This window comes from Burkholderia sp. PvR073 (assembly GCF_054055695.1).
In genome coordinates this window covers 662,866-688,004 of sequence record NZ_JBSRXO010000002.1, presented here as the reverse complement: position 1 = coordinate 688,004, position 25,139 = coordinate 662,866, and the positions used below count along the sequence as shown (strand labels likewise).

Genomic DNA, 25,139 nt, shown 5'->3' with positions numbered 1-25,139 from the left:
CAAGATCCGTTCCCGTAGCATGACCACTGAAGCAATCACCACGGATTCCCTCGCGGTTGCCGAGCGCGTGCGCGAACTGATGACCCGCAACGGCATCGGCAAGCGCCAGCAGACCACCGAGCTGTGCCGCATCCTCGACCTGAGCTTTTCGCAGGGTCACCGCAAATTGCGCGGCAGTAGCCCCTGGACGCTCGCGCAAATCAAGAAAGTCGCCGAAGCCTACGGCGAGCCCGCCGCACAACTGTTCGGCGCGCAAACGCTCGACCCCGGCATGGTCGGCGCCTATTCGCAGGAGGCCGTACTGTACGCCGGCGTCGCCGAAATTCCGTGCACTGCATGGATCGGTGCGCCGCTCGAAGCCGGCGCGCGCCCCGAGTTCGTCGCCTATGAACAGAACGGCCGCTGGCGCGTGCTGCGCCACACGGGCGTGCTGTACCAGAACGCATACGACGTGCACAAGATCGAGATCTATCCGCGCCGCGCGGAGAGCGATAAGCTCGTCGTCGCGGTGATCGATCCCGATCGCGTCAGCGCGACCGAGCTGTGCCGCTATCTCGAACGGCAGGGTTTCGCGACGGCCGCGTTCGACGGCCTCGCGCCGTTCGTCGATGCGCTGCAGGGCCAGGCGTTCGACGCGGTCGTCACCGAATGGCTGTTCGACGGCAACACGGCCGCCACCGCGATCAAGGCGGTGCGCACGTCCGACAATCCGGGCGCGCCGATCTTCGTACTGACGGGCGACCTGCTCACCGGCCGCGCGAGCGAAGCGGACATCAGCGAAGTGATCCGCACGTTCGACGTCGTCTGCTACGAAAAACCCGCGCGCATGGCGATCCTCAGCGCCGATCTCGCAAAACGGCTCGCACGCGGGTAACGCCCGCCCACCGCGCCGCCCACCTTCGCACGGCCGGCGCCCGCGCGGCGCAGCGGTCGCGAACAGGTTCCTCAGTACAATAGCCGGACCCTGTTCACGACCGGCATCCGCCGCCCCTTCATGGCCCGCCTCATTCCCGACGACTGGAAAAGCCTCGCCGCCACCGGCGCGGCCGAACGCGAGCGCGAGACGCTTGCCGCCCTCGAACACGCGCTGCCTGACACCTACACCGTCTATCACGGCGTGCACTGGACGCGCGCCGAACAAGGCTTCTCGGTGTTCGGCGAAGCGGCGTTCGTCGTCGTGAGCCCGGCCGGCCGCGTACTGCTGATCGAGCAGAAGGCCGGCTTCCTGCGCGAAACGCCGAAGGGGCTCGTGAAGGTCTACCTGCAGAAGGAGCGCAACGTCCCGATCCAGCTCGCGCGCACGCAGGAGACGCTGCACCGGCGGCTGACCGCCGCGCTCGGCGCGGGCGTCTACGGCGTCGAGGCGCTGCTGTACTGCCCCGACTACTCGATCCGGGAAACGGCGATTGCCGGCGTCGCGGCCGATCGCATCGTCGACGCGTCGCGCAAGACGCAGCTCGCGCAGGTGATCCTGCAGATCCTGCCCGAGCACGACGAAACGTTGCCGAACGCGGCGAAGCTGCATCATTTCCTCGCGGACGAGCTGGCGCTCACGCCTGACACGAGTGCGCTCGTCGGGCAGGCCGGCACGCTCGTCACGCGGCTGTCGGGCGGGCTCGCCGCATGGGCGCGGCAGCTCGAGTTCGCGCCGTTCCGCTTGCGCGTGACGGGCACCGCGGGTTCGGGCAAGACGCAGCTCGCGGTGCAGGCGATGCGCGACGCGGTCGCGGCCGGCAAGCGCGTGCTCTACGTCTGTTTCAACCGGCCGCTCGCCGACTACATCGCACGCATCGCGCCGCCCGGCGCGAAAATCGCGAACTACCATCAGCTGTGCGACTGGGTGGCCCGCGACGGCGGCTATACGCCCGACTTCGACGTGCCGGGTGCGTTCGAACGGCTCGAGGCGCGCTTTGCGGAAGCGCCGATTCCGGAACGCTGGCGCTTCGACGTGCTGATCGTCGACGAAGGCCAGGATTTCCATGCGCCGTGGGCGACGGCGCTCGAGCGCCTGCTCGCGCCGGACGGGGCCTGGTGGTGGCTGGAAGACCCGCTGCAGAACCTCTATCTGCGCGAGCCCGTCGCGCTGCCCGGCTGGGTCACGCTGAAGGCGCTGACGAACTACCGCAGTCCGCGCGACCTGCTCGAATTCGTGCGCGACATCGTCGGCCGCGTCGAGCCGCTCGCGCTGGAACTGCGCTCGGGCAGCCCCTTCGACGGTTCCGATCCGTCGGTGTCGTCATACGGTGAAGACGGCGCATCGGGCGACGCGCTCGTCGAAGCCTGCATCGACGCGACCAAGCGCGCGATCACGCACGCGCTGTCGCTCGGCTTTCGCAAGCAGGACATCGCGGTGTTGTCGTATCGCGGCCGCGAAAGCTCGGTGCTCGCGCCGCTCGACCAGCTCGGCCCGCACCGCGTCAAGCGCTTCACCGGCAAGTACGATCTGTTCGGCAACCCTGAATATCGCGAAGGCGACGTGCTGCTCGATTCGATCTACCGCTTCAAGGGGCAATCCGCACCGTGCGTGATCCTCACCGAGATCGACTTCGACACGCTCGATGCGCGTGCGGCCCGCAAGCTGTTCGTCGGCGCGACGCGCGCGACGATGAAGCTGCTGCTCGTCGCGTCGGCGCGCTCGGCCGCGCAGCTCACGGGCGGTTGACGCGACGGCACGGGGCGTCCGGCATGACGGCGATCTCGGTCGCGATGCCTGTTGCAACAGTTGGGAACATTTCGTTCTGCCCGCCCCCCTTGTGCGCTCGCGTTTCGTCCTGTTCCGGCCATACCCGATGATTTGTCCGCTTGCGGCCTGTCACTACGATGTCAGGTCATTCGTTGCAAGTGGAATATTCGATGGCCGACGTAAAAAAAGCGCCGTACTACAAGCCGCAAAAGGGATGGTGGGGACCAGAACTGAAGGAGTACAAGGGGCGCCAGGGATGCGTTCCTCTTGAGACTCAAAAGAGCGTGTCGATCGACAGACATGCCCCGGGGGAAAAGCCGCCACCACCCGCTCATCTCGATGCGATCACTCAAGCCCCGCAGACGCCGAAGCAGCCGGCTGCGCCTCAATTACAGCCGAAGGCTGATCAGGCAACGCCTAAAACGCCGCCGAAACAAGCGGAATCGGAAGTTTGCGAAAATCCACCGCCTTTCGATCTTCAGGACGTGCCAATTGCGATGGACAATTTGGGTTGGAAGGTTTCAGCCAGGCTTGCTCGGATATGGTTTGCGGGGCCTGCGCATACGTACAATGACGCCCCGACCTCAACCCAACCATCGAACGAAGTTGACGTCACCCTTGACTGGGTACTGAAATTCGGAAGCGTCAAGAAAAAATATAAAAAACTTATCGATAGAGATATTTATAGCGAGCGATCCATCCGCGCAGCCACAAATATCATCAAGCCCTTCGTCAAAAAGCTTTTTCTCGAACGACATTCAACGCTCAACATCAATACGTCGAGACTTACCGGCGATTTGCGAAAACTTCACAACGATTGGCAATTTCAGCTATTACCAATAAGAAATTGGGATACCCTCAATAATCTTACCCCAACGGACCTCACGGGGGCATTGGCCAACTTCAACATCTACGTCGCCATAGGAAACGTAGAAATTTCCTCAAGAGAGAAATATTTCAAATATGAAAAATCTGGAAATTTGTACTGTCTCAACGTCACAGGAAAAATCACGCACATTTACCTTTACGTGAAAGATAGTTACTCATTCAACGGAAAACAATATTTAGGGCACTGGAATAAACGCGGGGTCATTATTGCTCCGGGAGCGTTATTCACGGAATCAAGTTCACCAAAGCGCGATTCCGACATCGACATTTTGGCAAAGAGCCTCAACAAGCCAGTAGATACGCGTAGAAGTCTGTTTGGCAAATTCAAAGAATCGGATGTCTACTTTCCGATCTACAATGCAGACTACAATCGTTGGAGAGAAAGACACCGCCACGGCATGGACTTCATGATATATTCCAAACCAATCTATTTGAAGTTAAATAAACCCATTAACTTTGAGCTTGGCGAGATATGCAGACTAGAGCCATCAAATACATTGGCTTAGCCATTATTATTTTCATTGCCACAGGTTTTATCACCCATCTCAGTCGCCCCATCTATGGCCGATGCGATTTCTATGACAGGCCAGACACATTGGATGGCGGCACGAAAAATATGAATGGCGTTCAATATCGATTCAAAATGTGCGGTACCGGCGGGAACGATCAAGACGCGACGAATGACGAAATAGTGTTGGAAGTTTTCAGCGATAAAGGAGAACTTCTTGCAAGACGATATTTCTCGGTCAATTGGTATCACGGCGCACTTTTTCATCGACCGTTGAATTACGAGGGCAATCTGGTGCGTTATATCGACTTGACCGATGAGTCCAGCCCTGAAAAATACCTGAAGATTCCGCCAACCAAGTGGGACTGGCTTCGTGCCAGGTTGCCGCTGTTTTGAGCCCCACGAAATAAAACCTCTCGATCATGGCTACATTCTCAATACACGCCATGGACCGAGCCTGTGAAGTATGTCGTTGGCGGCGCACGGCGCAGCCGCGTTGCTGCCCCTTGCGCCGCCCACCCCACGATCACTCAAGCCACCCGAAACGCCCCCACCGCCCGCCGCAACCCGTCGGCCTGCTCCTCGAGCGACGCAGCCGCGGCCGCCGCCTGCTCGACCAGCGCCGCGTTCTGCTGCGACACCTGGTCCATCTGCGACACCGCGAGGTTCACCTGCTCGATCCCGTCACGCTGCTCGTTCGACGCGGCCGCGATCTCGGTCATGATGCCCGTCACGCGGCCGATCGCCTGCTGGATGTCCTGCATCGTCGCGCCAGCCACGCCGACCAGCCGCGACCCCGTCGCGACACGCTCGACCGACTCGCCGATCAGCGTGCGGATTTCCTTCGCGGCGGAGGCCGAGCGCTGCGCGAGCGTGCGCACTTCGCCCGCGACCACCGCGAAGCCACGGCCCTGCTCGCCCGCGCGCGCGGCTTCGACCGCCGCATTCAGCGCGAGGATGTTGGTCTGGAACGCGATGCCCTCGATCGTGCCGATGATGTCGGCCACCTTCTGTGAACTCTGGTCGATCTCGTTCATCGTGCCGATCACTTCGCCGACGACCGTCGCGCCGCGCGTCGCGATCTCGCTCGCGCTGTCCGCGCAGGCCTGCGCCTCGACCGCGTGATCGGCGTTCTGCTTCACGGTCGCCGTCAGCTGTTCCATGCTCGCGGCCGTCTGCTGCAGCGCGGATGCCTGCTCCTCGGTGCGCTGCGACAGGTCGGTGTTGCCGGCCGCGATCTGGTGCGTCGCGGTCGAAATCGCTTCGGAGCCCTGGCTGACCTGGCGCACCGTATCGGCGAGGCTGCGCTGCATACCCGTCACGCCCTTGACCAGTTCGGCCATCTCGTCGCGCGACGACCAGCGCACTTCCGACGTCAGGTCGCCTTCCGACAGGCGGCGGAAATGCGACAGCAGCCGGTTCACCGGTTGCGTGATCGCGAAATGCAGGCCGACCGCGCAGCCCAAACACGCGGCGAGACCGAACGCGATGCCGGCGATCGCGCCCGCGCGCATCCAGCCGTAATAGGTCTGGGCGGTGTCGTAGACATCCTTGCCGCGTGCGACCTGGTACGCATCGAGCGCATCGGTCGCCTGCGTGAGCGCGACCGACAGCGGCGGCGCGACCGTCATCAGCAGCCGGTCGGCGTCGTCGCGACGTCCCGCGCGGATCGCGTCGCTCAGCGGCTTCAACGCCTGTCCGATCAGCGCCTGGCGCGCGGCGTCGAGCCGGGTCGCGAGCGGACCTTCGTCGCCGTCGTGCGGCATGCCCGCGTAGGTGCGCCACGCGGCGTCGGCCTTCGCGAGATAGTTGTCGGCCTTCTTGAGGAGATCCGGCACGTCCGGCGCCTCCGGATGCAGCAGCGCGCGGTCGAGCGTGGTACGCACGATCGTCAGGTTCAGGCTCGCGGCGGACAGCGCGGTCTTCGCGGCCAGTTGGCGCGTATAGGCCTCGTCGAGCGCACGGTTCGAGCTCTGCATGCCGATGAGGCCGATCAGGCCCGACACGACGAGCAGCACGGCGACGAGACCGAGCGTGGAAAAAATCCGCGTACGGATCGAGAAGCGGGAAAACAGGGCGTTCAGGTTCATGACGGCACGTGAGCGATGAAAGATGCCGCGGCAATGGGCACGCGGCACTCTGGATTACGGTTTGCCTGCAAAAAACTTGAGTCCGGCCCTCTTTCGGGCTGATCGCGGTCAAATTTCCCGGCCGGCAATCTTCTGTTACCGGTGCAACAAATCGAGGCTCGGCAGAAATTGACTGGTCAATTAATTGACTCTATATTTCGGTCAATTCCCTGCCATGGCAGATATCTCGATGAGAACCGATACCCTCCTTGCTCCGCCGGCCGCCGAAGCGGCCCGCCGCGACACGCCGACCGGGCTGGTCATCGGCGCGCTGCTGCTCGTCATGCTGCTGTCCGCGCTCGACCAGACGATCGTGTCGACCGCGCTGCCGACGATCGTCGGCGAGCTCGGCGGCCTCGACCAGCTGTCGTGGGTCGTCACCGCGTACCTGCTGTCGTCGACGGTCGTGCTGCCGCTGTACGGCAAGCTCGGCGACCTGTACGGCCGCAAGATCGTGCTGCAGGCCGCGATCGTGCTGTTTCTCGCCGGCTCCGCGCTGTGCGGCATCGCACAGGACATGACGCAGCTGATCGTGCTGCGTGCGCTGCAAGGGTTCGGCGGCGGCGGGCTGATGGTCGTGACGATGGCCGCGATCGGGGACCTGGTGCCGCCCGACCGCCGTGCGTGCTACCAGGGGATGTTCGGCGGCGTGTATGGCCTCGCGACGATCGTCGGGCCGCTGCTCGGCGGCTTCCTGGTCGAACACCTGTCGTGGCGCTGGATCTTCACGATCAACCTGCCGCTCGGCGCGCTCGCGCTCGCGGTGATCGGCATCGTGTTCCGGCCGCACACCGCGCACGTGAAGCACCGGATCGACTACATGGGCGCCGCGTTCCTCGCGACGGCCCTCACCTGCGTGATCCTGTTCACCAGTGAAGGCGGTTCGCTGCTGCCGTGGTCGTCGCCGCAGCTGTGGATGACGCTCGTGCTCGGGCTGGTCGCGCTTGGCGGCTTCGTCTACGAGGAGCGGCTCGCGGCCGAGCCGATCATGCCGCTCGAACTGTTCCGCCAGCGCACCTTCGTGCTGATGAGCCTGATCGGCTTCGTCGTCGGCATCGCGCTGTTCGGCTCGGTCACGTTCATTCCGCTCTATCTGCAGGTCGTGAAGGGCTCGACGCCGTCGCAGGCCGGGATGCAGCTGCTGCCGATGATGGGCGGGATGCTCGCGATGTCGGTCGCGAGCGGCCGGCTGATCTCGCGGTTCGGCACGTATCGCCCGTTTCCGATCGCGGGGACGCTGATCGGCGGCATCGCGATGGCGCTGCTGTCGACGCTGTCGCTCGACACGCCGCTGCACACCATGTACGCGTATATGGCGCTGCTCGGGATCGGGCTCGGCATGGTGATGCCGGTGCTGACGCTCGCCGTGCAGAACACGGTCGAATTCCGGCACATGGGTGTCGCGACGTCGGGCGCGACGCTGTTCCGCTCGATCGGCGGCTCGCTCGGCGTCGCCGCGTTCGGCGCGCTGTTCTCGCACGGGCTGCAGTCGCGCATTACGCAGGCGCTGCCGGCCGGCACGGCGCTGCCGCCCGCGCTCGGCCCGGCGGCCGTGCACCAGTTGCCGGAGGCGGTGCGCGATGCGTACCTGCACGCGTTCGCCGGGTCGCTGCATGTGGTGTATCTGTCGGCGGCGGGCGTGATCGCGATCGCCTTCGTGCTCGCGTGGTTCGTCGAGGGTGCGCCGTTGCGCACGCATCACTGATCGGCAAGCAGCGGCGGCATGGCACCGCCGCCTGGCCGCCGATCAACACCACGAGGTGATCGTCGTCACGCCGTTCGGTCGCCGCGCGCTCGGCCGTCACGGCACCAGCACCACCCCGCCCGTCGTCTGACGCGACTCCAGCAAACGATGCGCGTCGGCCGCCCGTTCGAGCGGCAGCCGCGCGCCGATCTCCACGTGCATCCCGTCCGCGAGCCGGTCGAGCGTCGCGCGCGCCGCTTCCCGATACCCCGCGACGTCACGCGCAATGAAGCCGAGCACGCTCGGCCGCGCCAGCGCGATCGAGCGGGCCGGGCCCAGTTCGTCGAGATCGATCGTCTGCCGCGCGCCGATCGCGGCAACCTGTCCGATGCTCGCGACCATCCCGAACGGCCGGACCGCGCCGAGCGTACGCGTCAGCACGTCGCCGCCGATCCCGTCGATCGCATAGTCGACGCCCGCGCCGCCGCCGAACGCGCGGGCCGCCGCGACAAAGTCCTCCTCGCGATAGTCGACCACCGCTTCCGCCCCATGCGCGCGCACCAATGCGGCCTTCGCGGCCGAGCCGATCGTACCGATCACCCGCGCGCCGTGCGCGCGCGCCCACTGCGTCGCCAGCAACCCGACGCCGCCGGCTGCCGCATGCACGAGCACGGTGTCGCCGGCGCCGACCTGCCGGACGCGGTGCAGCAGCATATAGACGGTGATCCCCTTCAGCAGCCCGGCCGCCGCCGCGTCGTCGCTCACGCCGTCGGGCACGGGCACCACACGCTCGGCGGGCAGCGTGCGCAGGCTCGCGTAGCTGCCGGTCGGCAGCCCCGCATACGCGACGCGCTGGCCCGGAACGAGCGCCGTCACGCCGGGGCCGACCGCGTCGATCACGCCGGCCGCCTCGACGCCGAGCGCGTCCGGCAGCGCCGGCAACGGATGCGCGCCGGTCCTGAAATAGATGTCGACGAAATTCACGCCGACGGCGGTCTGGCGAATCCGCACCTCGCCGGCGCCTGGCGGCCCGACGGGCGCATCGACGCTGCGCAGCACGCCGGCGTCGCCGTAGCGGTCGATCCCGATCCGGGTGGCGGTGACAACCTGGGTCATGACGTTCCTCGCAATCGAATGAAGTGACACGATCATCCCATCGTGCATAATCGATCGGAATTCCCGTTACGCACCCATCTACTGTGCAAAATTCGACCGATCCGACGCCGGCACCTCCGCTCCCGATGAGTTGGGACGATCTCCGCTATTTCCTCGCGGTGATGCGCGGCGGCAGCCTGTCGGCCGCCGCGCGGGTCCTGCAGGTCCAGCATTCGACGGTCGCTCGGCGCATCGACGCGCTGGAATCCGCGCTCGGCATCCGGCTGTTCGACCGGCTGCCGCGCGGCTGGCCGCCGACCGACGAAGGGCTGCATCTCGCCGAGCACGCGGCCCGCGTCGAAGCCGACGTGCATGCGTTCGCGCGCGCCGCGCAGGGGGCGGCGGCGCTCGACGGCGTCGTGCGCGTGTCGGCGTCGCCGGTATTTGCGAGCCACTTCCTCGCGCCGCGGCTCGCCCGCGCGCAACGCGCGTGGCCCGCGCTGCGGATCGACCTGATGGGCGAGATGCACGCGGCCAACCTGTACGCACGCGAAGCCGACCTCGCGGTGCGCCTGTCGCGACCGAGCGAGCCGGGGCTGGCCGCGCGCCGGCTCGGCACGATGCGCTTCGCGCTGTGCGCGTCGCCCGAGCGGGCCGCCGAGCCGTCCGACACCTGGGCATTCCTCGGCTACGACGACGCACTCGCGCAGGTGCCGCAACAGCAGTGGCTCGAACGCTTCGCGGCCGGCCGCCGCTTCGCGTTCATCGCCAACGATCTCGCCGCGCTGCATCGTGCGTGCGTGGCCGGCGCGGGAATCGCGTTGCTGCCGCGCTTTCTGGTCGACGCACCGGTGACGGACGCGGGCGCGGGCATGCCGGCCTCGGCCGATCCGTCGCTGCCGGCCACCCCGGCGCTCGTCGAACTGACGTCGGCGCCCCGTTGCGATGTCGAGCGCGAGATCTGGCTCGTCGTCCACCCGGACGTGCGACGCTCGCCGCGCGTGCAGCGCGTCGCGGACGCGATCGCCGACGCGGTGCGCGCTGCGGACGGCCACCTGTAGACCGGTACGCCCGGCATGCCAGGTGCACGACGCTGCCGATGCCTTTACCGCACCGCCCGGCGGCCGGCATAGTAACGGTTTCGTCCGCCCGCTCCGCCACCATGCCCGCTGCTACCGCCTGCGTCGTCCGCGACGCGACCGAGTCCGATCTCGCCGCCATTCACGCGATCTATGCGCACCACGTGCACCACAGCGTCGCGTCGTTCGAGGAGACGCCGCCCGACGTCGACGAACTGCGCGCGCGCCGCGACGCGGTGCTGCGTCACGGGCTGCCCTATCTCGTCGCGGAATGCGACGGCCGCATCGCCGGCTACGCGTATGCGACGCCGTATCGCACGCGCAGCGCATACCGCCACACGATCGAGGACTCGATCTACATCGACGACGCACAGCGCGGCCGCGGCATCGGCCGCGCGCTGCTCGCGGCGCTGATCGCGCGGTGCGAGGCCGGCCCGTGGCGACAGATGATCGCGGTGATCGCCGACGGCGGCACCGGCGGCTCGACGTCGCTGCACCGCGCATTCGGTTTCGAGCCGGCGGGCGTGCTGAAGGCGGTCGGTTTCAAGCACGGCCGCTGGATCGATACCGCGCTGATGCAGCGCGCGCTCGGCGACGGCGCACGCACGCTCCCCGCCTCGCCCGAGCCTGTCGCGTCGCGCTAGAATGGCCGCATGTCAAAACAGACTCCCCCTATGCCGGACGAGGCCGCCGCGAATTCCCGCAACGAGTACACGGTCGACGAACTCGCGCGCGTGTCCGACACGACCGTGCGCAACGTTCGTGCGTATCAGGATCGCGGGCTGCTCGCGCCGCCCGAGAAGCGCGGGCGCGTCGGCATCTACGACGACACGCACGTCGCCCGCCTGAAGCTGATCAACCACTTGCTCGCACGCGGCTACACGCTGTCGAACATCCAGGACCTGATCAAGGCGATCGACGAAGGTCACGACCTGCGCTCGATCCTCGGCCTGGAAAACGCGATCGGCGGCCGCTGGTCGCACGAACTGCCGAAAACCTATTCGCTCGCCACCCTCGCGCAGATGTTCGGCCCGCAGACGGCGTCGCAACTGTCGCGCGTGACCGAACTCGGGCTGCTCGAACGGCACGGCCTGTCGTTCGTCGCGAAAAGCCCCGCGCTGCTCGAGGCAGCGGCCGCGATGACGAAGGAAGGCATCCCGCCGCGCGAACTGCTCGACGTGATCAGCCTCGCGCGGCCGCACTTCGACGCGATCGCGCGGCTACTCGTCGATCTCGTCGTGAAGCGACTCGACCGCTACGACGAAGGCACGCTGCCGCCGGTGACCGACGTGCCCGCGCTCGTCGATGCAATCTGGCGCCTGCGCCCGCTCGCGGCCGTGTTCGTCGAAGGCGAGACGAACCGCGCGCTCGAGAACGCGGCAAGCGCCTATCTCGGCGGCCGCGTCGCGACGATCCTCGACAAGAAGCTCAGCGACGAGGCGGCGCGGCAATCCGGTACGACCGATACGTCCGATCCGCAAGGCAACGGCGACAAAGCATAAGGCCGTCGCCGTCATATTCATATCGGCAATGCTTCGTTTGCGGACGCGATCGCCCATGCGACGATTCTTCCAACCGGGCGGCACCGGCCGCTCGCCAGAAGACGTTTCGCATGGAGCTCGTTCGATGATTCGTTTCACCCGCTGGATCACCCGCACTGCCGCCGTCGCGCTCGTGGCGCTCTCCGCCACGTCGACCTTTGCGCAGGGCGGCGCCGACAAGGTCGTGCGCATCGGCTACCAGAAGGCCGGCCTGCTATCGATCATCAAGGCACAAGGCTCGCTCGAAGCACGGCTCAAGCCGCTCGGCTATGGCGTGCAGTGGTTCGAATTCCCCGCCGGCCCGCAACTGCTCGAAGCGCTGAACGCGAACAGCATCGACTTCGGCTATACGGGCGCGCCGCCGCCGGTGTTCGCGCAGGCGGCCGGCGTGCGGTTCGTCTATGTCGGCGCGGAGCCGCCGGCCCCGCACAACGAAGCCGTGTTCGTGAAGGCCGATTCGCCGATCCGTTCGGTCGCCGAGCTGCGCGGCAAGAAGGTCGCGCTGCAGAAAGGCTCGAGCGCGAACTACCTGCTGCTCGAAGCGCTGAAGAAGGCCGGCGTGCGCTACGACGAAATTCACCCCGTGTATCTCGCGCCGGCCGACGCGCGCGCAGCGTTCGAGAGCGGCAACGTCGACGCGTGGGTCGTATGGGACCCGTACTATGCAGCCGCGCAGAATGCGCTGAAGGTGCGCACGCTGTCCGACTATACGGGGCTCGCGGCGACCAACAACTTCTACGAAGCGACGCGCGACTTCGCGCAGCAGCATCCGGACGTGGTCGGCGCGATCCTGAAACAGGCGCGCGAAACGGGCCAGTGGGTCAACGGGCATCCGGCCGACACGGCCGCGCTGCTCGCGCCGAAGGTCGGCCTGCCGCAACCGCTCGTCGAGACGTGGATCAAGCGCGTGCCGTTCGGCGCGGTGCCGCTCGACGACCGGATCGTCGCGGCGCAGCAGCGGGTTGCCGATGCGTTCCATACGGCGAAGTTGATTCCGCAAAAGCTGAGCGTCGCGGAGAATGCGTGGATCGACACGAACGTGGCGAGTGCGCTCGCCGCGAAGTAACGCCAACGCACTCGAACGAGGCCGACGGACACCCTGCCCGTCGGCTTTTTTTCTTCTCGAATTTGCGGGAAACGCGGGACGACCTGCCAACGGGTTCCCTGCCCCGACCGCTGCCGCCGCTACCCTCGCGGCTAATCCAGATAGGGCGCCAACACGCCCTCGATCCAGTCCATGAAGGCACGCACGCGCGGCGACAGATTGCGCCGATGGGCCACCACGAGCGACGCCGCGAGCGGCTCGGGACGCAGGTCGGGCAGAACCTCGACCAGCGCGCCGCTTTCAATGTGATGCGCGAGCGCCGAATATCCCGCCTGGATCAACCCGATGCCGGCAAGCCCGGCTGCGTGATAGGTCTGCACGCTGTTGACCTGCATCGCGCTGGGCAACGGCAGCGACGCATAGCCGTCGCCATGCGGATATTCCCATCCGGGATGCCGGGCGCCGAGCGTCAGCGTGTAGTGGACCATCCGGTGCCCCTGGCTGCGCAGATCGTCGAGCGTGTGCGGGATGCCGTACCGTGCCAGATAGCCCGGGCTCGCCGCATTCGTCATGCGCAGCTTGCCCAGCGGTCGGGCAATCAGCGTGTCGTCGGCGATCGGACCCAGCCGGATCACGCAATCGAACCCTTCCTGGACGAGATCGACGCGCCGATCGGTGCTCGACAGTTCCAGTTCGAGCTCGGGATGCGCGGCCATCAGTTGCGGTAACGCGGGAACCACGACGCTGCGTGCCAATTCGGTGGGCATGTCGACGCGCAACCTTCCGCGCAGGCGTGTGCCGTTACCCGAGAACATCGATTGCAATTCCTGCACTTCGGCCAGCAGGTCCCGTGCGCGGGAATAGAAGGCGCGGCCGTCTTCGGTCAACTGCACGCTCCTCGTGGTCCGATGCAGGAGCGCAACCCCCACGTCGCGCTCGAGCTTGCGGATCACCATCGACACACGTCCTTTCTGGATGCCGAGGCTTTCGGCCGCCCGCGTGAAGCTCGTCATTTCGGCGACACGGGCAAAGATCAAGAGCGCGTCGAGGTTTTGCATTGTTCACCCTGGAAGTAACAGCACGTTCAATCGGTCATCATTTATAACCCGGTTGCGACTCAGTAGAGTGCTTTCCCATGTCGTCGCCCGACGACAACCTGAACGAAAGGGAACAACCATGACGCAACACACTTCTTCGGTTAAAGCGGTCGTCGTCTACCACTCCGGCTACGGGCATACCGAACGTATGGCAACGGCGGTCGCCGAGGGTGCCGGCGCCGAACTCATCGCAATCGACGCGGACGGAAATATTGCAGCGCACGCGTGGGACATGCTCGCCAGCGCCGATGCGATCCTGTTCGGCTCGCCGACCTACATGGGCGGCCCGAGCTGGCAGTTCAAGAAGTTCGCCGATGCATCGTCGAAGGTCTGGTTCGACGCCGGGTGGCGCGACAAGATCTTTGGCGGCTTTACCAACAGCGCAAGCATCAACGGCGACAAGCTCAATACGCTCGAATACTTCGTCCTGCTCGCCGGCCAGCACGGCGGGATCTGGGCGAGCATGGACATCAAGCCGGCAAACGTGAAGGCCTCGATGCGTGACGACCTGAATCGCATGGGCTCCTATATCGCGCCGATGGCGCAGACGCCGGCCGACGCGTCGCCCGACGAGATGTCGCCCGGGGATCTCGAGACGGCACGCCGGTATGGCGCACGCGTCGCAACGATCGCCGGACAGTTTCGGGCAGGACGCGCTCGAATCGGCTGAAATCCGGGGGTGCGGGGCAAGCCGGCCTGCATGCCTTCGAGCTGTGCCGCGGTATGATGACGGTACCTGCGCGCCCCGCCGGATCGGGCGCGCAGCCATTCGGGGCCGCATCGTTTCGTCCGCCAACCGGACCGTCCAATGAAACAGTTACAACATAACGATTGACGGCCGCACTGGCGGCGCGTAGTGTGTCGCCAGAAGTTCAAGAAGTTCGATTGCTGTTCATCAATTGTCGCTACCCAGCGATATTCGTGGTCCTCTCCCTCCTTGACGCTTCAAACGCTCTCTCATAGAGCAAAATCTTTCTATTTTTTTCATCAAGGATTCTTCATGGATACCGGTATCGTCAAGTGGTTCAACGACAGCAAAGGCTTTGGCTTCATCACCCCGGACAACGGCGGCGACGACCTGTTCGCGCATTTCTCGGAAATTCGCGCCGACGGCTTCAAGACGCTGGCTGAAAACCAGAAGGTGAGCTTCGAAACGAAGCAAGGCCCGAAGGGTCTGCAAGCGGCCAACATCAAGCCGCTGTAAGGTTTGAAGAACCCGGCCTCCCGTAACGGACGCCGGGTTGCAGCGACATCCTCGCGGAGCTTCGACTCCCAAAGTTGGCGCGATTGCTCTTAGCTGCATCTGATTGATCAGCAGCTTGCCGAGCGCCACACGCCTCGTTGCACTTCATTCTCCCCTCTGGCTGCAAGGCCCCTTTTCCGCTTTTCGACTGCTTCAGATTCAGCTCGCAATGGCTTTGAATCGGCGCATCCGTGCACATTTCGCACGGCACGCGCGCACTCGAACATTATTAAAATTAAAACGCAAATGCAAAACCAACGAATTCAACAGTACAACGGCTATGCCGTTCAACCCTCGGCACATCGTTTGCCCGACGGTAGTTTTTCATCCAACCTGCTGCTCGAACGCGCCGAAGGCCGCTACCAGTTCTATTCGCTCGATTACTTCGTGAGCGAAGAGCAAGCGCTGCAGCATTCGAGCCGCTGGGCACGCAACTGGATCGACACGCGCGGCTAAAGCCAACGCCCGGCCATCGTTCCAGCGACGCGCCGGCGGCCTGCGCCGGCCCGCTTTACTTCAACGCACCCGCCACCTTCTTCTGTCGCCACAGACACAGCAGATCGCACGCGATATGCGCGGCCGCGATCGCGGTGATGTCCGCGTGATCGTAGGCGGGCGCCACCTCGACGACATCCGCCCCGATCAGGTTCACCGCACCGAGCCCGCGCACGATCGCGAGCGCCTGCGCTGACGACAACCCGCCCGCGACCGGCGTGCCCGTACCGGGCGCGAACGCCGGATCGAGGCAATCGATGTCGAACGTCAGGTATGCGGGCCGCGCGCCGACGATATCGACGATCCGCTCGACCGCCGCGCGCGCGCCGTGGTCGTGCACCCACGCGGCATCGAGCCGCTCGACCCCGAGAAAGTCGTCGTTCCACGTACGGATACCGACCTGCACGGACGTCGCGGGATCGATCAGCCCTTCCTTCACGGCCTTGTAGAACATCGTGCCGTGATTGAGGCTGTCCGGTTCGTCGTCGGCCCACGTATCGCAGTGCGCGTCGAAATGAATCAGCGACAGCGGCTTGCCGTAGCGCTCCGCGTGCGCGACCAGCAACGGATACGTGATGTAGTGGTCGCCGCCGAGCGTCAGCATCTTCGCGCCCGAGCGCAGGATCGTGCGCGCATGCTCGACGATCGCCGGCTTGATCGACAGCGGATTGTGCGCGTCGAACCAGCAGTCGCCATAGTCGACGGCCGCGAGATCGTCGAACGGATCGAAGCCCCACGGATACGGATTGAGCTCCGCGAGTTGCACGCTCGCCGCGCGGATCGCGGCCGGCCCGAGCCTTGCGCCGGCACGATAGGTCGTCGCGAGATCGAGCGGCACGCCGGAAATCGCGACGTCGACACCGTCGAGCGCACGCGAATAGTTGCGGCGCATGAACGACAGCACGCCCGCATAAGTATTTTCGATCGAGGAGCCGTACGGCGTCGTGCGACGGATCGCACCGTCGCCGTGGAGAAGTTCGGTCATGGTCGGACCTGTAGTCGTGGCGGCCGGGCCGCCCGTATCGCCTGGTATTGGCGCACGGGCCAGACACGGCATGGATTCATCGGGCACGCAACGGCTGTGCATCCTGTCGCGCGGCCGGACGGGACAACGACATCGACAACGGCAATACCGCGGCGATCATAGCAAGCCGAATTGAAGGCGTTGCCCCGGTTCAGCCGGGGCAACGCGCGGAAAAATCCAGCGGCGGCCTCGCCGCCCGTCGCCATCCATCGCCATCGTGTCCTAGAAGGATTCGCCGGTTCTTGCGCACTCGTTCTTCCGGATAATGGCCGGCAGCCGCGCCCGCGACGGCGCGCCGTCCGCCCACAAACAACCACAAACTGGAGACCCTCGCCTTGATCGCCACGCTTCCCGCCGCCTATCGCCGGCTCTGGCCGCTCGCCATCGCCGCCGCGCTGCTGTACGGGCTGTCGCTCGCCGCCGCGCCCTATCCGGGGCAGGCCGCCGCAAAAGCCGCGATGGGCACCCTGCTGCTCGCGGCCGGCAGCACCTGCGGCGCGCCGCGCGAACGCGCGTGGCTGTGCGCGGCGCTCGCGACCGCCGTGCTCGGCGACGTGCTGCTTGCACGGCCCGACTGGCCGCTGTCGTTCGTGTTCGGCCTCGGCGCGTTCCTGCTCACGCACGTGTGTTATTGCGCGATCTTCTTCCGGTGGCGCGCGCGGCCGCACGGCTGGCGCATCGGCGCGCTCGTCGCGCTGTGGATCGCCGCGCCGGCGTTCTACGTCGCGTTCTTCCCGCACCTCGGCGAGTTGCTGGCGCCGGTCGCCGTCTACATGCTCGTGCTGTGCGTGATGGCGAGCTTCGCGCTCGCCGCCCGCACGCGCAGCGCGCTGGTCGCCATCGGCAGCCTGATCTTCGTCGGCTCCGATACGCTGATCGGCGTCGGCCGGTTCCTCGGCGGCTTTCCCGCCATCGACTACCTGATCTGGGGCCTCTACGCGCTCGCGCAGGTCCTGATCGTGGCCGGGGTTTTCCATGAGACGGCCGCCCGCTCGATCCGTCCCTGATACTGTTTCAAACAGACCGCGGCGTGCCGGCGGTTTCGTTCACCGCCGGTCCCGCCCTGCCGACGGCCCTTTCCGCGCCTCCCGCAATGCGGAAAGCAGCCCGTTCCAAACCCCGCTCAGCCTTTTCCCGTCTGGCTTCCTGCCGTTAGAGCGTCGCTTCTAGCCGCTTGCGGTTTCCGGGCTCACCCACTATCGTTACATCAACCAATGTAACATTAAAAAATGAGCCAAATCGGAGACACCCGGATGAATGCTCGCACCTTGCCTTTCGGCCCGCCCGGCCACGATGGCCCGGACGAAACCATCGACATTGCCATCATCGGCACCGGCTTTGCCGGGCTGGGGATGGCGATCCGCCTGCGGCAAACAGGGGTGACCGACTTCGTCGTCCTCGAGAAGGCCGCATCGGTCGGCGGCACGTGGCGCGACAATCATTACCCCGGGTGTGCATGCGACGTGCAATCGCACGTCTATTCGTTCTCGTTCGCGCCGAACCCGCGCTGGACGCGCATGTTCGCGCCGCAGCCGGAGATCCGCGCGTATCTGGAGGACTGCGTGCAGCGCTTCGGCGTCGGCCCGCACCTGCGCCTGAACCACGAACTGCAGCGCGCCGAGTACGACGAAACCGCGCAGCGCTGGCGCCTTACGTTCGCGAACGGCAAGCGGCTGTCGGCGCGCGTGCTGGTATCGGGCATGGGCGGGCTGTCGCGCGCCGCGCTGCCGGCGATCCCCGGCGTCGAAAACTTCCAGGGCCGCGCGTTCCATTCGCAGCAGTGGGATCACGACTACCCGCTCGAAGGCAAGCGCGTCGCGGTGATCGGCACCGGCGCGAGCGCGATCCAGTTCGTGCCGCAGATCGCGCCGCGCGTGAAGGCACTCGCGCTGTTCCAGCGCACGCCGCCGTGGATCATGCCGAAGCCCGACCGCAACCTGACCGGCTTCGAGAAATGGCTGTTCCGCACGCTGCCGTTCACGCAGAAGGCCGTGCGCAGCGGCATCTACTGGATGCTCGAATCGCGCGTGCTCGGCTTTGCGATCCATCCGTCGCTGATGAAGAACGTGCAGAAACTCGCGCTGCGTCATATCCGCAAGCAGATCCCCGATCCGGCGCTGCGCAAGGCCGTCACGCCGAACTACACGCTCGGCTGCAAGCGCGTGCTGATCTCGAACGACTACTACCCGGCGCTGTCGCGCAAGAACGTCGACGTGATCACGACCGGCATCGACCACATCGAAGCCGACGCGGTCGTGACGACCGACGGCAAGCGTCATGAAGTCGACTGCCTGATCTACGGCACCGGCTTCCAGGTCGCCGATCCGTATCCGCGCGGCGCGATCGTCGGCCGCGGCGGCCTCGACATCGTCGACGCGTGGCGCGACGGCGCGCACGCCTACCTCGGCACGGCGCTGCCCGGCTACCCGAACTTCTTCATGATCGTCGGCCCGAACACGGGCCTCGGCCACAACTCGATGGTGTTCATGATCGAGTCGCAGATCGAATACATCCTCGGCGCGCTGCAGGCGATGCAGCGCGAGCGCGCGGATGCGGTCGAGGTGCGCCCGCTCGTCGAGGCGCAGTTCAACAACGACCTGCAGGGCAAGCTCAAGAAGGCGATCTGGTCGACGGGCGGCTGCAAGAGCTGGTACCTCGATCCGCGCACCGGCAAGAACACGACGCTGTGGCCCGGCTTCACGTGGCGCTTCCGCCAGGCGACCGCGCGCTTCTCGATCGCCGATTACCACGCGTATGGCGCGCCGCGGCACGAGACGACCTCGCGGCCCGTCGCCGCGCCCGCCGCTTCCACTTCAACTTCCGCCGAAGCGGCCTGAGCCAGACAAGGAGCCACCGACATGAGAGATTTCGCCAACAAGGTCGCCGCGATCACGGGTGCCGGCTCGGGCATGGGCCGCGCGCTCGCGATCCAGCTCGCGCGGGCCGGCTGCCACGTGTCGCTCGCCGACAAGAACGGCGTCGGCCTCGCCGAAACCGAACGGATCGTCCGCGCGATCGCGCCGAACGTGCGGGTGTCGACGCGCATGCTGGACGTCGGCGATCGCGACGCGATGTTCGCGTGGGCCGACGACACCGCGAAGGAGCACGGCAAGGTCAACCTGATCTTCAACAATGCGGGCGTCGCGCTGTCGAGCACGATCGAAGGGATGGAATACAGCGATCTCGAGTGGATCGTGAACATCAATTTCTGGGGCGTCGTGCACGGCACGAAGGCGTTCCTGCCGCACCTGAAGGCATCGGGCGACGGCCACGTGATCAACACGTCGAGCATCTTCGGGATCTTCGCGCAGCCGGGCATGAGCGGCTACAACGCGACCAAGTTCGCGGTGCGCGGCTTCACCGAATCGCTGCGCCAGGAACTCGACATGATGAAGTGCGGCGTGTCGGCCACCTGCGTGCATCCGGGTGGCATCCGCACGAACATCGCGCAGTCGAGCCGCGTCGCGAAAAACATGGTCGGCTTCATCGTCGAGAGCGAGCAGCAAGGCAAGGACAGCTTCGAGAAGTTCTTCATCACGAGCGCCGACGACGCCGCGCGCACGATCCTCGCCGGCGTGCGCAAGAACAAGCGCCGCGTGCTGATCGGCCGCGATGCGAAGGGCGCCGACTGGATGGCGCGCATCCTGCCGGCCGCCTACCAGGCGCTCGTCGTGCTCGCGACGCGCCGCGAGGCCGCGAAGGCCCGCCGCCATGCGGCACGCGGCACGCCCGCGCCCGCACCGCTGCACGCCACCTACAACAACGCAGGCAATCAGGGAGGTGAACAATCATGACGACCCCGAACATGATGCCCGTGCGGCGCGACATCCGTTTCGCTTTGCCGCCCGAACGCGCGAAGGACTGGCACGTGCAGGGCGTGCCGGTCACGCACTTCATGAACGCGCTGTCGCTGCTGTTCCCGGCCGGCGAACGCTTCTTCATGGATTCGGTGCGCAACTACCGCGACCGGATCGAGGATCCCGAGCTGAAGAAGCAGGTGCTCGGCTTCATCGGCCAGGAAGCGATGCACACGCGCGAGCACATCGAATACAACGACCTGCTGCAAGCGTCGGGCCTGCCCGCGCACAAGCTCGACAAGCGCCTGTGGACGATCCTCGGCTGGTTCAAGAAGGTGCTGCCGCATTCGATGCAGCTCGCGATCACGATCGCGCTCGAGCACTACACGGCGATCCTCGCGAACCAGCTGCTGTCGGGCCACGAGCACCGCATCGACGGCTCGGTCGAAGGCTACCAGCAGATGTGGATGTGGCACGCGATGGAGGAAACCGAGCACAAGGCCGTGTCGTACGACGTATGGACCACCGTGATGAAGCCGGGCCTCGGCAGCTACCTGCTGCGCACGGGCACGATGCTGACGACGACCGTGTTCTTCTGGACGATCGTGTTCGATTTCCACGTGCGCCTGATGCGCGCGCATCGTCGCGAACACGGCAAGTTCGGCGGCATGTGGCGCCTCGTGAAGTACCTGTACAGCCCGAAGCACGGCGTGTTCCCGAGCATCGCCGGCGAATGGCTCGACTATTTCCGCCCGGGCTTCCATCCGTGGGACCACGACAACCATCAGTACCTGCAGGGCCTCGACACGCTGCTCGCGAACATCGACGCGACCAACGCGCGCTACGCGGCGCAGGCCGCCCCGCGCCGCGTGCCGCTGCACCCGGTTGCGCAGGCATGACGTCATGGCGCGCGCGCACGAGATGCTGACCGTCCACTCCGGCGACGTGAAACTCGCCGTGTATGTCAGCGGCCCGCGGCGCGCGCCGCCGCTGATCCTTGTGCACGGCTATCCCGATTCGGCGGCCGTGTGGGCGCCGGTGCGCGCGCGGCTTGCGAAGCGCTACCGCGTGATCGCCTACGACGTGCGCGGCGCCGGTGCGTCCGATGCGCCGCGCCGCCGCGCCGATTACGCGCTCGCGCGGCTCGCGGAGGACCTGAAGGCCGTCGCCGACGCGACCTGCGGCAACCGGCCGTTTCATCTGGTCGGTCACGACTGGGGGTCGATCCAGTGCTGGGAGGCCGTGACCGATCCCGCGTTCCGCGGCCGGATCGCGTCGTACACGTCGATCTCCGGGCCGTGCCTCGACCACGTGTTCCGCGCGAAGATGCGGCTCAAGCAGAGCCTGAAGTCGTGGTACATCGCGTTCTTCCACCTGCCGGTCGTGCCGTCGCTGGTGTGGCGGCTCGGCGGCGCCGCACTGTGGCCGCGCTGGTTGCAGTTGACCGAGCGTGTGCGGCCCGAGCGCGATCCCGCGCAGTTGAAGAACGCGCTGAACGGATTGCAGCTTTACCGCGCGAATTTCCTCGCACGGGCGAGACAGCCGCGCGAGCGGTATGCGCAGGCGCCGGTCCAGATTCTCGTGCCGGTGCGCGACCGCTACGTGACGCCCGAGATGTCGGTCAATCTCGACCGCTGGCTCGGCGAGCATGTGCGCGAGGAAATCGACGGCGCGCACTGGATCGTGGTGCGCGACCCGGAGCTGATCGCGGCGCGGATCGACCGGTTTGCCGCGGCACATGAAAGACGGGCGCCAGCGGCGGCACCCGCGACGGCGAGCGCAGCGCTTCAGCGCAACGCCGGCAGGCGCTTGAACAGCGTTTCGTAGTCGATCACGAGCCCGTCGGCATCGATGTCCATCTCCGCCGTGAAATTCCGGAAGATCCCTTCGTAGCGGTAGCGCCGGCCGGGCTCGATGCAGGCGTAGGCCTGCTTGACCGGCGCGATGGTCAGATCCGGCGTCGAGATGTACGCGACGTCGATCGGCCGCCGCTCGCCGCGCGCGAGACCGAGGCGGCCGATCGGCAGCGAATTCGTGAACGGCGTCGCCGCGATGTCGATGTCGACGCAGCCATCCAGTTCCGGCAGTGCGCGGCCCGAACCGTCGCGCCAGTGCCCGGCGCCGTCGCCGTGCAGTTCGAGCGTGCCGCCGCCCATCACCCTGAGCACCGCATACCTGACCCGCCACCGCGGATCGCACTCGACCCGGTACGCAAGCCCGTACGCGCGGCCGTACCGCTGGCCGACCACGGCGCTCTCGACGACGATGCCGGTTTCAACACGGTCGAACGTCAGGTGTTCGATGCCGTCGCCCTCGAGCGACGCCCAGCGCACTTCTCGCATCGTTCCTCCGAAAACGGTAACGAGGATCCAAATTTACTACCAGAGCGAACAAATCTCGCGAAAACGCTAACAGGCGTTCCGAATCCGTACGCTCTCCGCCCCAATTCGGGGCACCCGCCTCAAATCCCGAGTATCCAGAATTCCCTATTCCGGTGCACGGGATAGTGTCCTATGCTCGCGGCTCGTCCTGTTCCACCGCCGCCATGCCTACCGCCCGCCCTGCCTCGCCGTCGATCGACCTGCGCATTCTGCTGCGCAGCATCGGACAGATCGTGCTGCAGGCGAATGCATTCACCGGCGCGATGCTGGTCGCCGCACTCGCGCTGACCGACTTGCGGCTCGCGTGCGCGGCGCTGGTCGGCGCGGCCGCCGCGAACGTGACCGCGGTGCTGACCGGCGCGGAACGCCGCGCCGTCGAACAGGGTCTGCACGGCTTCAACGGCGCGCTCGCCGCGCTGGTGGCCGTCCTCTTTGCGCCCGCCCCGCTGGCGCTCGTGCTCACACCGCTCGCCGCGATCGGCGCCGCGCTCGTGCAGCGCGCAATGCGCACCCCGCTCGCGAAATGGCGCCAATGCCCGTATTCGAGCCCGTGCCTGGCAGCCACCGCGCTGTGGCTGCCGTTTGTCGCGGTGCAGCATGCGAGCGGCGCCGCGACGGATGCGGCGCCGACGCTTTCCTCGGTCGCCGCCGCCCTGCTCTCGGGTGTCGCGCAAACCGCCTTCGCACAAGGCGCGTGGGCCGGTATGCTGATCGTTGCAGGCATCGCGGTCGCATCCCGCCGCGCGGCCGCGTTCGCACTCGGCGGCGCGATCGTGTCGACCGTGCTGCTGGTCGCACTCGGCGCAGGCGATACCGGATTCACCGACGGCCTGCTCGGCTTCAACGGCGCGCTCGCCGCGCTTGCGCTGATGTCGCGCGGCACGCGCGCGGCGCTCGCGGCGGCCGCACTGGCCGCGCTGATCCAGTGGCTCGCGATGCATGCGGGCATCACTGCGCTCACGGCCCCGTTCGCGCTCGCGTCGTGGATCACCGTGGCCGTCGCGCGCCGCTTTACCCTCGGAGAACCCGATGTCGTCATTCGCACACCGTCCTGACGCCGTGAAGCCCGGCGGCCCGATCTCGGACGCCGAGCGCCGGCTGCGCGTCGATCTCGCCGCCGCGTATCGCCTCGTCGCGCTGAACGGCTGGGACGACCTGATCTATACGCATCTGTCCGCGACGGTGCCGGGCGAGCCCGGCCATTTCCTGATCAATCCGTTCGGCCTCACGTTCGACGAAGTCCGTGCATCGAATCTCGTGAAGATCGACCTGGCCGGCAACCGGATCGGCGACAGCGAGCACGCGGTCAACGTGACGGGCTTCGCACTTCATGCGGCCGTCCATGCCGCGCGGCCGGACGCCGTCTGCGTGATGCATCTGCACAATACGGCCGGCGTCGCCGTGTCGATCCAGCGCGACGGGCTGCTGCCGGCATCGCAGCACGCGCTGCGGTTTCACGGCGACCTCGCGTATCACGACTACGAGGCGCTCGCCTTCTCGCCGGCCGAAGGCGCGCGGCTGACCGCCAGTCTCGGCGCGAAATCCGCGATGCTGCTGCGCAACCACGGCACGCTGACGGTCGGCCGGACCGTCGCCGAAGCGTATGTGCTGATGGATACGCTGATCAAGGCGTGCGACATCCAGGTGCGCGCGCAGGCAGGCGGCGGGCCGCTCGTGCTGCCCGAGCCGGCCGTCGCCGCCCGCACCGCCGAGCAACTGCGCGACGGCGGCGCGATCGAGGGCAAACTGGAATGGCCGGCGCTGCTGCGCCGCCTCGACCGGATCGATCCGTCATATCGCGACTGACGCCGCCGGCGTCCCGACGAACACGAACCGATTCCCCCCAACCCATCGGAGCATTCAATCATGCCGACTTTCAATATCCAGTTGTTCGAAGGCCGCACGGTCGAGCAGAAACGCGCATTCGTCGAAGCGATCACGCGCGCCACGTGCGAGACGCTCGGCTGCGACCCGGGCTCGGTCGACATCATCCTCGCCGACGTGAAGAAGGAGAACTGGGCGACGGCCGGGAAGCTGTGGAGCGACGAGCTCTGATACCGGCCCGTTCAGCGTCGCCGGAACCTCCCGGGCGATACGCGCTCGAACCGCGGGTGACACCCGCACGAACGCGCCACACGCCACGGCGCTCGAAGGAGACCGCATGATCGACGACAAACGTATCGCCACCGCACTGAACGACATGATCCTGTCGATGGGCGCGCAACTGGATCAATCGCTGCGGCAGGTCAACGAGACCTGTCCGCCCCATGAATTCGTCGCCTATCGCGAATTCGTGTCGCAAGTACTGACCACGATGCTGCTCGACTTCATGAACCCGCTCTACGCGCGGCACCCCGAGCTGAAGCCGCCGGACCTCGCTTGACCCTCCCGCGCAGCGCCGAACACGCGCGCTGCGTGCGGCCCTTCCTTCCCTGCTCCCCGTTGTGCGC

Annotated in this window: 26 protein-coding genes; 21 read left to right on the top strand and 5 right to left on the bottom strand. The window is 66.2% G+C overall.

Features of this window, described 5'->3' with window-relative positions:
- Positions 1–19 precede the first annotated feature (19 nt).
- The 4 genes from ACVK00_RS10275 (at position 20) to ACVK00_RS10260 (ending at position 4,475) form a co-directional block, all read left to right on the top strand.
- A complete protein-coding gene (locus ACVK00_RS10275) occupies positions 20–874 on the top strand; it encodes a helix-turn-helix domain-containing protein (RefSeq protein WP_284891298.1) in 855 nt (284 codons plus the stop codon).
- 120 nt (positions 875–994) lie between these two features.
- Positions 995–2,662, top strand: coding sequence for an ATP-dependent helicase (locus tag ACVK00_RS10270; RefSeq protein WP_284891299.1), 1,668 nt, complete (start codon positions 995–997; stop codon positions 2,660–2,662).
- A gap of 191 nt (positions 2,663–2,853) precedes the next feature.
- Complete coding sequence (locus ACVK00_RS10265; RefSeq protein ID WP_284891300.1) at positions 2,854–4,077, top strand: DUF6402 family protein; 1,224 nt, start codon at positions 2,854–2,856, stop codon at positions 4,075–4,077.
- Positions 4,044–4,475 carry a hypothetical protein gene (locus ACVK00_RS10260; RefSeq protein WP_284891301.1) on the top strand — a complete coding sequence of 144 codons (432 nt, stop codon included), beginning with the start codon at positions 4,044–4,046 and terminating at the stop codon, positions 4,473–4,475. Before ACVK00_RS10265 ends, ACVK00_RS10260 begins: the two co-directional genes overlap by 34 nt.
- 134 nt (positions 4,476–4,609) lie before the next feature.
- On the opposite strand, the gene ACVK00_RS10255 is transcribed toward ACVK00_RS10260, so the two are convergent.
- Complete coding sequence (locus ACVK00_RS10255) at positions 4,610–6,169, bottom strand: methyl-accepting chemotaxis protein (RefSeq protein WP_284891302.1); 1,560 nt, start codon at positions 6,167–6,169, stop codon at positions 4,610–4,612.
- Between the two features lie 229 nt (positions 6,170–6,398).
- Here ACVK00_RS10255 and ACVK00_RS10250 point away from each other — a divergent pair, with 229 nt between their 5' ends.
- Positions 6,399–7,913 carry an MDR family MFS transporter gene (locus ACVK00_RS10250; RefSeq protein ID WP_284891303.1) on the top strand — a complete coding sequence of 505 codons (1,515 nt, stop codon included), beginning with the start codon at positions 6,399–6,401 and terminating at the stop codon, positions 7,911–7,913.
- A gap of 96 nt (positions 7,914–8,009) precedes the next feature.
- Here the strand turns inward: ACVK00_RS10250 and ACVK00_RS10245 are convergent, their stop codons facing one another.
- Entirely contained in the window at positions 8,010–9,008 is a 999-nt protein-coding gene (locus tag ACVK00_RS10245) for a quinone oxidoreductase family protein (protein WP_354123287.1), read from the bottom strand.
- Positions 9,009–9,133: 125 nt separating this feature from the next.
- Here ACVK00_RS10245 and ACVK00_RS10240 point away from each other — a divergent pair, with 125 nt between their 5' ends.
- The 4 genes from ACVK00_RS10240 (at position 9,134) to ACVK00_RS10225 (ending at position 12,673) form a co-directional block, all read left to right on the top strand.
- A complete protein-coding gene (locus ACVK00_RS10240) occupies positions 9,134–10,048 on the top strand; it encodes a LysR family transcriptional regulator (RefSeq protein WP_284891305.1) in 915 nt (304 codons plus the stop codon).
- A 101-nt stretch (positions 10,049–10,149) separates the two neighbouring features.
- The gene (locus ACVK00_RS10235; RefSeq protein ID WP_284891306.1) at positions 10,150–10,710 is read left to right on the top strand and encodes a GNAT family N-acetyltransferase; all 561 of its coding nucleotides are present in this window, start codon (positions 10,150–10,152) and stop codon (positions 10,708–10,710) included.
- Positions 10,711–10,719: 9 nt separating this feature from the next.
- Complete coding sequence (locus ACVK00_RS10230) at positions 10,720–11,568, top strand: MerR family transcriptional regulator (protein WP_284891307.1); 849 nt, start codon at positions 10,720–10,722, stop codon at positions 11,566–11,568.
- A gap of 124 nt (positions 11,569–11,692) precedes the next feature.
- Positions 11,693–12,673, top strand: a complete 981-nt coding sequence (locus ACVK00_RS10225; protein WP_228907948.1) for a sulfonate ABC transporter substrate-binding protein — start codon at positions 11,693–11,695, stop codon at positions 12,671–12,673.
- 131 nt (positions 12,674–12,804) lie between these two features.
- Here the strand turns inward: ACVK00_RS10225 and ACVK00_RS10220 are convergent, their stop codons facing one another.
- Positions 12,805–13,710, bottom strand: a complete 906-nt coding sequence (locus ACVK00_RS10220; RefSeq protein ID WP_228907949.1) for a LysR family transcriptional regulator — start codon at positions 13,708–13,710, stop codon at positions 12,805–12,807.
- 118 nt (positions 13,711–13,828) lie between these two features.
- Here ACVK00_RS10220 and ACVK00_RS10215 point away from each other — a divergent pair, with 118 nt between their 5' ends.
- The 3 genes from ACVK00_RS10215 to ACVK00_RS10205 all read left to right on the top strand — a co-directional run bounded on the left by ACVK00_RS10215 (position 13,829) and on the right by ACVK00_RS10205 (position 15,448).
- Positions 13,829–14,419 (top strand): flavodoxin family protein, encoded by a 591-nt coding sequence (locus ACVK00_RS10215; RefSeq protein ID WP_284891442.1) that lies wholly within the window; start codon positions 13,829–13,831, stop codon positions 14,417–14,419.
- Positions 14,420–14,749: 330 nt separating this feature from the next.
- On the top strand, positions 14,750–14,953 hold the full coding sequence (locus ACVK00_RS10210; protein ID WP_006485974.1) for a cold-shock protein: 204 nt from the start codon (positions 14,750–14,752) through the stop codon (positions 14,951–14,953).
- Between the two features lie 285 nt (positions 14,954–15,238).
- A complete protein-coding gene (locus ACVK00_RS10205; RefSeq protein ID WP_006753082.1) occupies positions 15,239–15,448 on the top strand; it encodes a hypothetical protein in 210 nt (69 codons plus the stop codon).
- A gap of 55 nt (positions 15,449–15,503) precedes the next feature.
- Here ACVK00_RS10205 and speB read toward each other — a convergent pair whose 3' ends face one another.
- Complete coding sequence (gene speB, locus ACVK00_RS10200; RefSeq protein ID WP_354123286.1) at positions 15,504–16,472, bottom strand: agmatinase; 969 nt, start codon at positions 16,470–16,472, stop codon at positions 15,504–15,506.
- Positions 16,473–16,846: 374 nt separating this feature from the next.
- Between speB and ACVK00_RS10195 the strand changes: the two genes are divergently transcribed.
- From ACVK00_RS10195 to ACVK00_RS10175, 5 genes are all read left to right on the top strand, one after another.
- Complete coding sequence (locus ACVK00_RS10195) at positions 16,847–17,518, top strand: lysoplasmalogenase (RefSeq protein WP_284891317.1); 672 nt, start codon at positions 16,847–16,849, stop codon at positions 17,516–17,518.
- A 246-nt stretch (positions 17,519–17,764) separates the two neighbouring features.
- On the top strand, positions 17,765–19,348 hold the full coding sequence (locus ACVK00_RS10190; RefSeq protein WP_284891319.1) for a flavin-containing monooxygenase: 1,584 nt from the start codon (positions 17,765–17,767) through the stop codon (positions 19,346–19,348).
- A 21-nt stretch (positions 19,349–19,369) separates the two neighbouring features.
- Positions 19,370–20,305: an SDR family NAD(P)-dependent oxidoreductase gene (locus ACVK00_RS10185; protein ID WP_284891321.1), complete on the top strand. Its 936-nt coding sequence runs from the start codon at positions 19,370–19,372 to the stop codon at positions 20,303–20,305.
- On the top strand, positions 20,302–21,207 hold the full coding sequence (locus tag ACVK00_RS10180) for a metal-dependent hydrolase (RefSeq protein ID WP_228907954.1): 906 nt from the start codon (positions 20,302–20,304) through the stop codon (positions 21,205–21,207). The genes ACVK00_RS10185 and ACVK00_RS10180 overlap by 4 nt, the downstream gene beginning before the upstream one ends.
- A gap of 4 nt (positions 21,208–21,211) precedes the next feature.
- Positions 21,212–22,135: an alpha/beta fold hydrolase gene (locus ACVK00_RS10175; protein ID WP_284891322.1), complete on the top strand. Its 924-nt coding sequence runs from the start codon at positions 21,212–21,214 to the stop codon at positions 22,133–22,135.
- On the opposite strand, the gene ACVK00_RS10170 is transcribed toward ACVK00_RS10175, so the two are convergent.
- The gene (locus tag ACVK00_RS10170; RefSeq protein ID WP_284891324.1) at positions 22,096–22,650 is read right to left on the bottom strand and encodes a putative glycolipid-binding domain-containing protein; all 555 of its coding nucleotides are present in this window, start codon (positions 22,648–22,650) and stop codon (positions 22,096–22,098) included. The genes ACVK00_RS10175 and ACVK00_RS10170 overlap by 40 nt on opposite strands.
- Positions 22,651–22,853: 203 nt before the next feature.
- Between ACVK00_RS10170 and ACVK00_RS10165 the strand changes: the two genes are divergently transcribed.
- From ACVK00_RS10165 to ACVK00_RS10150, 4 genes are all read left to right on the top strand, one after another.
- Positions 22,854–23,744 carry an urea transporter gene (locus ACVK00_RS10165; protein ID WP_284891325.1) on the top strand — a complete coding sequence of 297 codons (891 nt, stop codon included), beginning with the start codon at positions 22,854–22,856 and terminating at the stop codon, positions 23,742–23,744.
- A complete protein-coding gene (locus ACVK00_RS10160) occupies positions 23,719–24,495 on the top strand; it encodes a class II aldolase/adducin family protein (protein ID WP_284891326.1) in 777 nt (258 codons plus the stop codon). Before ACVK00_RS10165 ends, ACVK00_RS10160 begins: the two co-directional genes overlap by 26 nt.
- Before the next feature lie 60 nt (positions 24,496–24,555).
- Complete coding sequence (locus tag ACVK00_RS10155) at positions 24,556–24,744, top strand: 4-oxalocrotonate tautomerase (RefSeq protein WP_011659070.1); 189 nt, start codon at positions 24,556–24,558, stop codon at positions 24,742–24,744.
- A 106-nt stretch (positions 24,745–24,850) separates the two neighbouring features.
- Positions 24,851–25,072 carry a hypothetical protein gene (locus ACVK00_RS10150; RefSeq protein ID WP_006751258.1) on the top strand — a complete coding sequence of 74 codons (222 nt, stop codon included), beginning with the start codon at positions 24,851–24,853 and terminating at the stop codon, positions 25,070–25,072.
- Positions 25,073–25,139 lie beyond the last annotated feature (67 nt).

Bases quoted from the DNA above. Each gene is read 5' to 3' on its own strand.
- ACVK00_RS10265 (WP_284891300.1), top strand. From the start codon at position 2,854: ATGGCCGACGTAAAAAAAGCGCCGTACTACAAGCCGCAAAAGGGATGG.
- ACVK00_RS10180 (WP_228907954.1), top strand. From the start codon at position 20,302: ATGACGACCCCGAACATGATGCCCGTGCGGCGCGACATCCGTTTCGCT.
- ACVK00_RS10170 (WP_284891324.1), bottom strand. From the start codon at position 22,650: ATGCGAGAAGTGCGCTGGGCGTCGCTCGAGGGCGACGGCATCGAACAC.
- ACVK00_RS10225 (WP_228907948.1), top strand. From the start codon at position 11,693: ATGATTCGTTTCACCCGCTGGATCACCCGCACTGCCGCCGTCGCGCTC.
- ACVK00_RS10155 (WP_011659070.1), top strand. From the start codon at position 24,556: ATGCCGACTTTCAATATCCAGTTGTTCGAAGGCCGCACGGTCGAGCAG.
- ACVK00_RS10230 (WP_284891307.1), top strand. From the start codon at position 10,720: ATGTCAAAACAGACTCCCCCTATGCCGGACGAGGCCGCCGCGAATTCC.
- ACVK00_RS10275 (WP_284891298.1), top strand. From the start codon at position 20: ATGACCACTGAAGCAATCACCACGGATTCCCTCGCGGTTGCCGAGCGC.
- ACVK00_RS10165 (WP_284891325.1), top strand. From the start codon at position 22,854: ATGCCTACCGCCCGCCCTGCCTCGCCGTCGATCGACCTGCGCATTCTG.
- ACVK00_RS10235 (WP_284891306.1), top strand. From the start codon at position 10,150: ATGCCCGCTGCTACCGCCTGCGTCGTCCGCGACGCGACCGAGTCCGAT.
- ACVK00_RS10220 (WP_228907949.1), bottom strand. From the start codon at position 13,710: ATGCAAAACCTCGACGCGCTCTTGATCTTTGCCCGTGTCGCCGAAATG.
- ACVK00_RS10245 (WP_354123287.1), bottom strand. From the start codon at position 9,008: ATGACCCAGGTTGTCACCGCCACCCGGATCGGGATCGACCGCTACGGC.
- ACVK00_RS10150 (WP_006751258.1), top strand. From the start codon at position 24,851: ATGATCGACGACAAACGTATCGCCACCGCACTGAACGACATGATCCTG.
- ACVK00_RS10190 (WP_284891319.1), top strand. From the start codon at position 17,765: ATGAATGCTCGCACCTTGCCTTTCGGCCCGCCCGGCCACGATGGCCCG.
- ACVK00_RS10175 (WP_284891322.1), top strand. From the start codon at position 21,212: ATGGCGCGCGCGCACGAGATGCTGACCGTCCACTCCGGCGACGTGAAA.
- ACVK00_RS10260 (WP_284891301.1), top strand. From the start codon at position 4,044: ATGCAGACTAGAGCCATCAAATACATTGGCTTAGCCATTATTATTTTC.
- ACVK00_RS10210 (WP_006485974.1), top strand. From the start codon at position 14,750: ATGGATACCGGTATCGTCAAGTGGTTCAACGACAGCAAAGGCTTTGGC.
- ACVK00_RS10255 (WP_284891302.1), bottom strand. From the start codon at position 6,169: ATGAACCTGAACGCCCTGTTTTCCCGCTTCTCGATCCGTACGCGGATT.
- ACVK00_RS10250 (WP_284891303.1), top strand. From the start codon at position 6,399: ATGAGAACCGATACCCTCCTTGCTCCGCCGGCCGCCGAAGCGGCCCGC.
- ACVK00_RS10160 (WP_284891326.1), top strand. From the start codon at position 23,719: ATGTCGTCATTCGCACACCGTCCTGACGCCGTGAAGCCCGGCGGCCCG.
- ACVK00_RS10240 (WP_284891305.1), top strand. From the start codon at position 9,134: ATGAGTTGGGACGATCTCCGCTATTTCCTCGCGGTGATGCGCGGCGGC.
- speB (WP_354123286.1), bottom strand. From the start codon at position 16,472: ATGACCGAACTTCTCCACGGCGACGGTGCGATCCGTCGCACGACGCCG.
- ACVK00_RS10215 (WP_284891442.1), top strand. From the start codon at position 13,829: ATGACGCAACACACTTCTTCGGTTAAAGCGGTCGTCGTCTACCACTCC.
- ACVK00_RS10185 (WP_284891321.1), top strand. From the start codon at position 19,370: ATGAGAGATTTCGCCAACAAGGTCGCCGCGATCACGGGTGCCGGCTCG.
- ACVK00_RS10205 (WP_006753082.1), top strand. From the start codon at position 15,239: ATGCAAAACCAACGAATTCAACAGTACAACGGCTATGCCGTTCAACCC.
- ACVK00_RS10270 (WP_284891299.1), top strand. From the start codon at position 995: ATGGCCCGCCTCATTCCCGACGACTGGAAAAGCCTCGCCGCCACCGGC.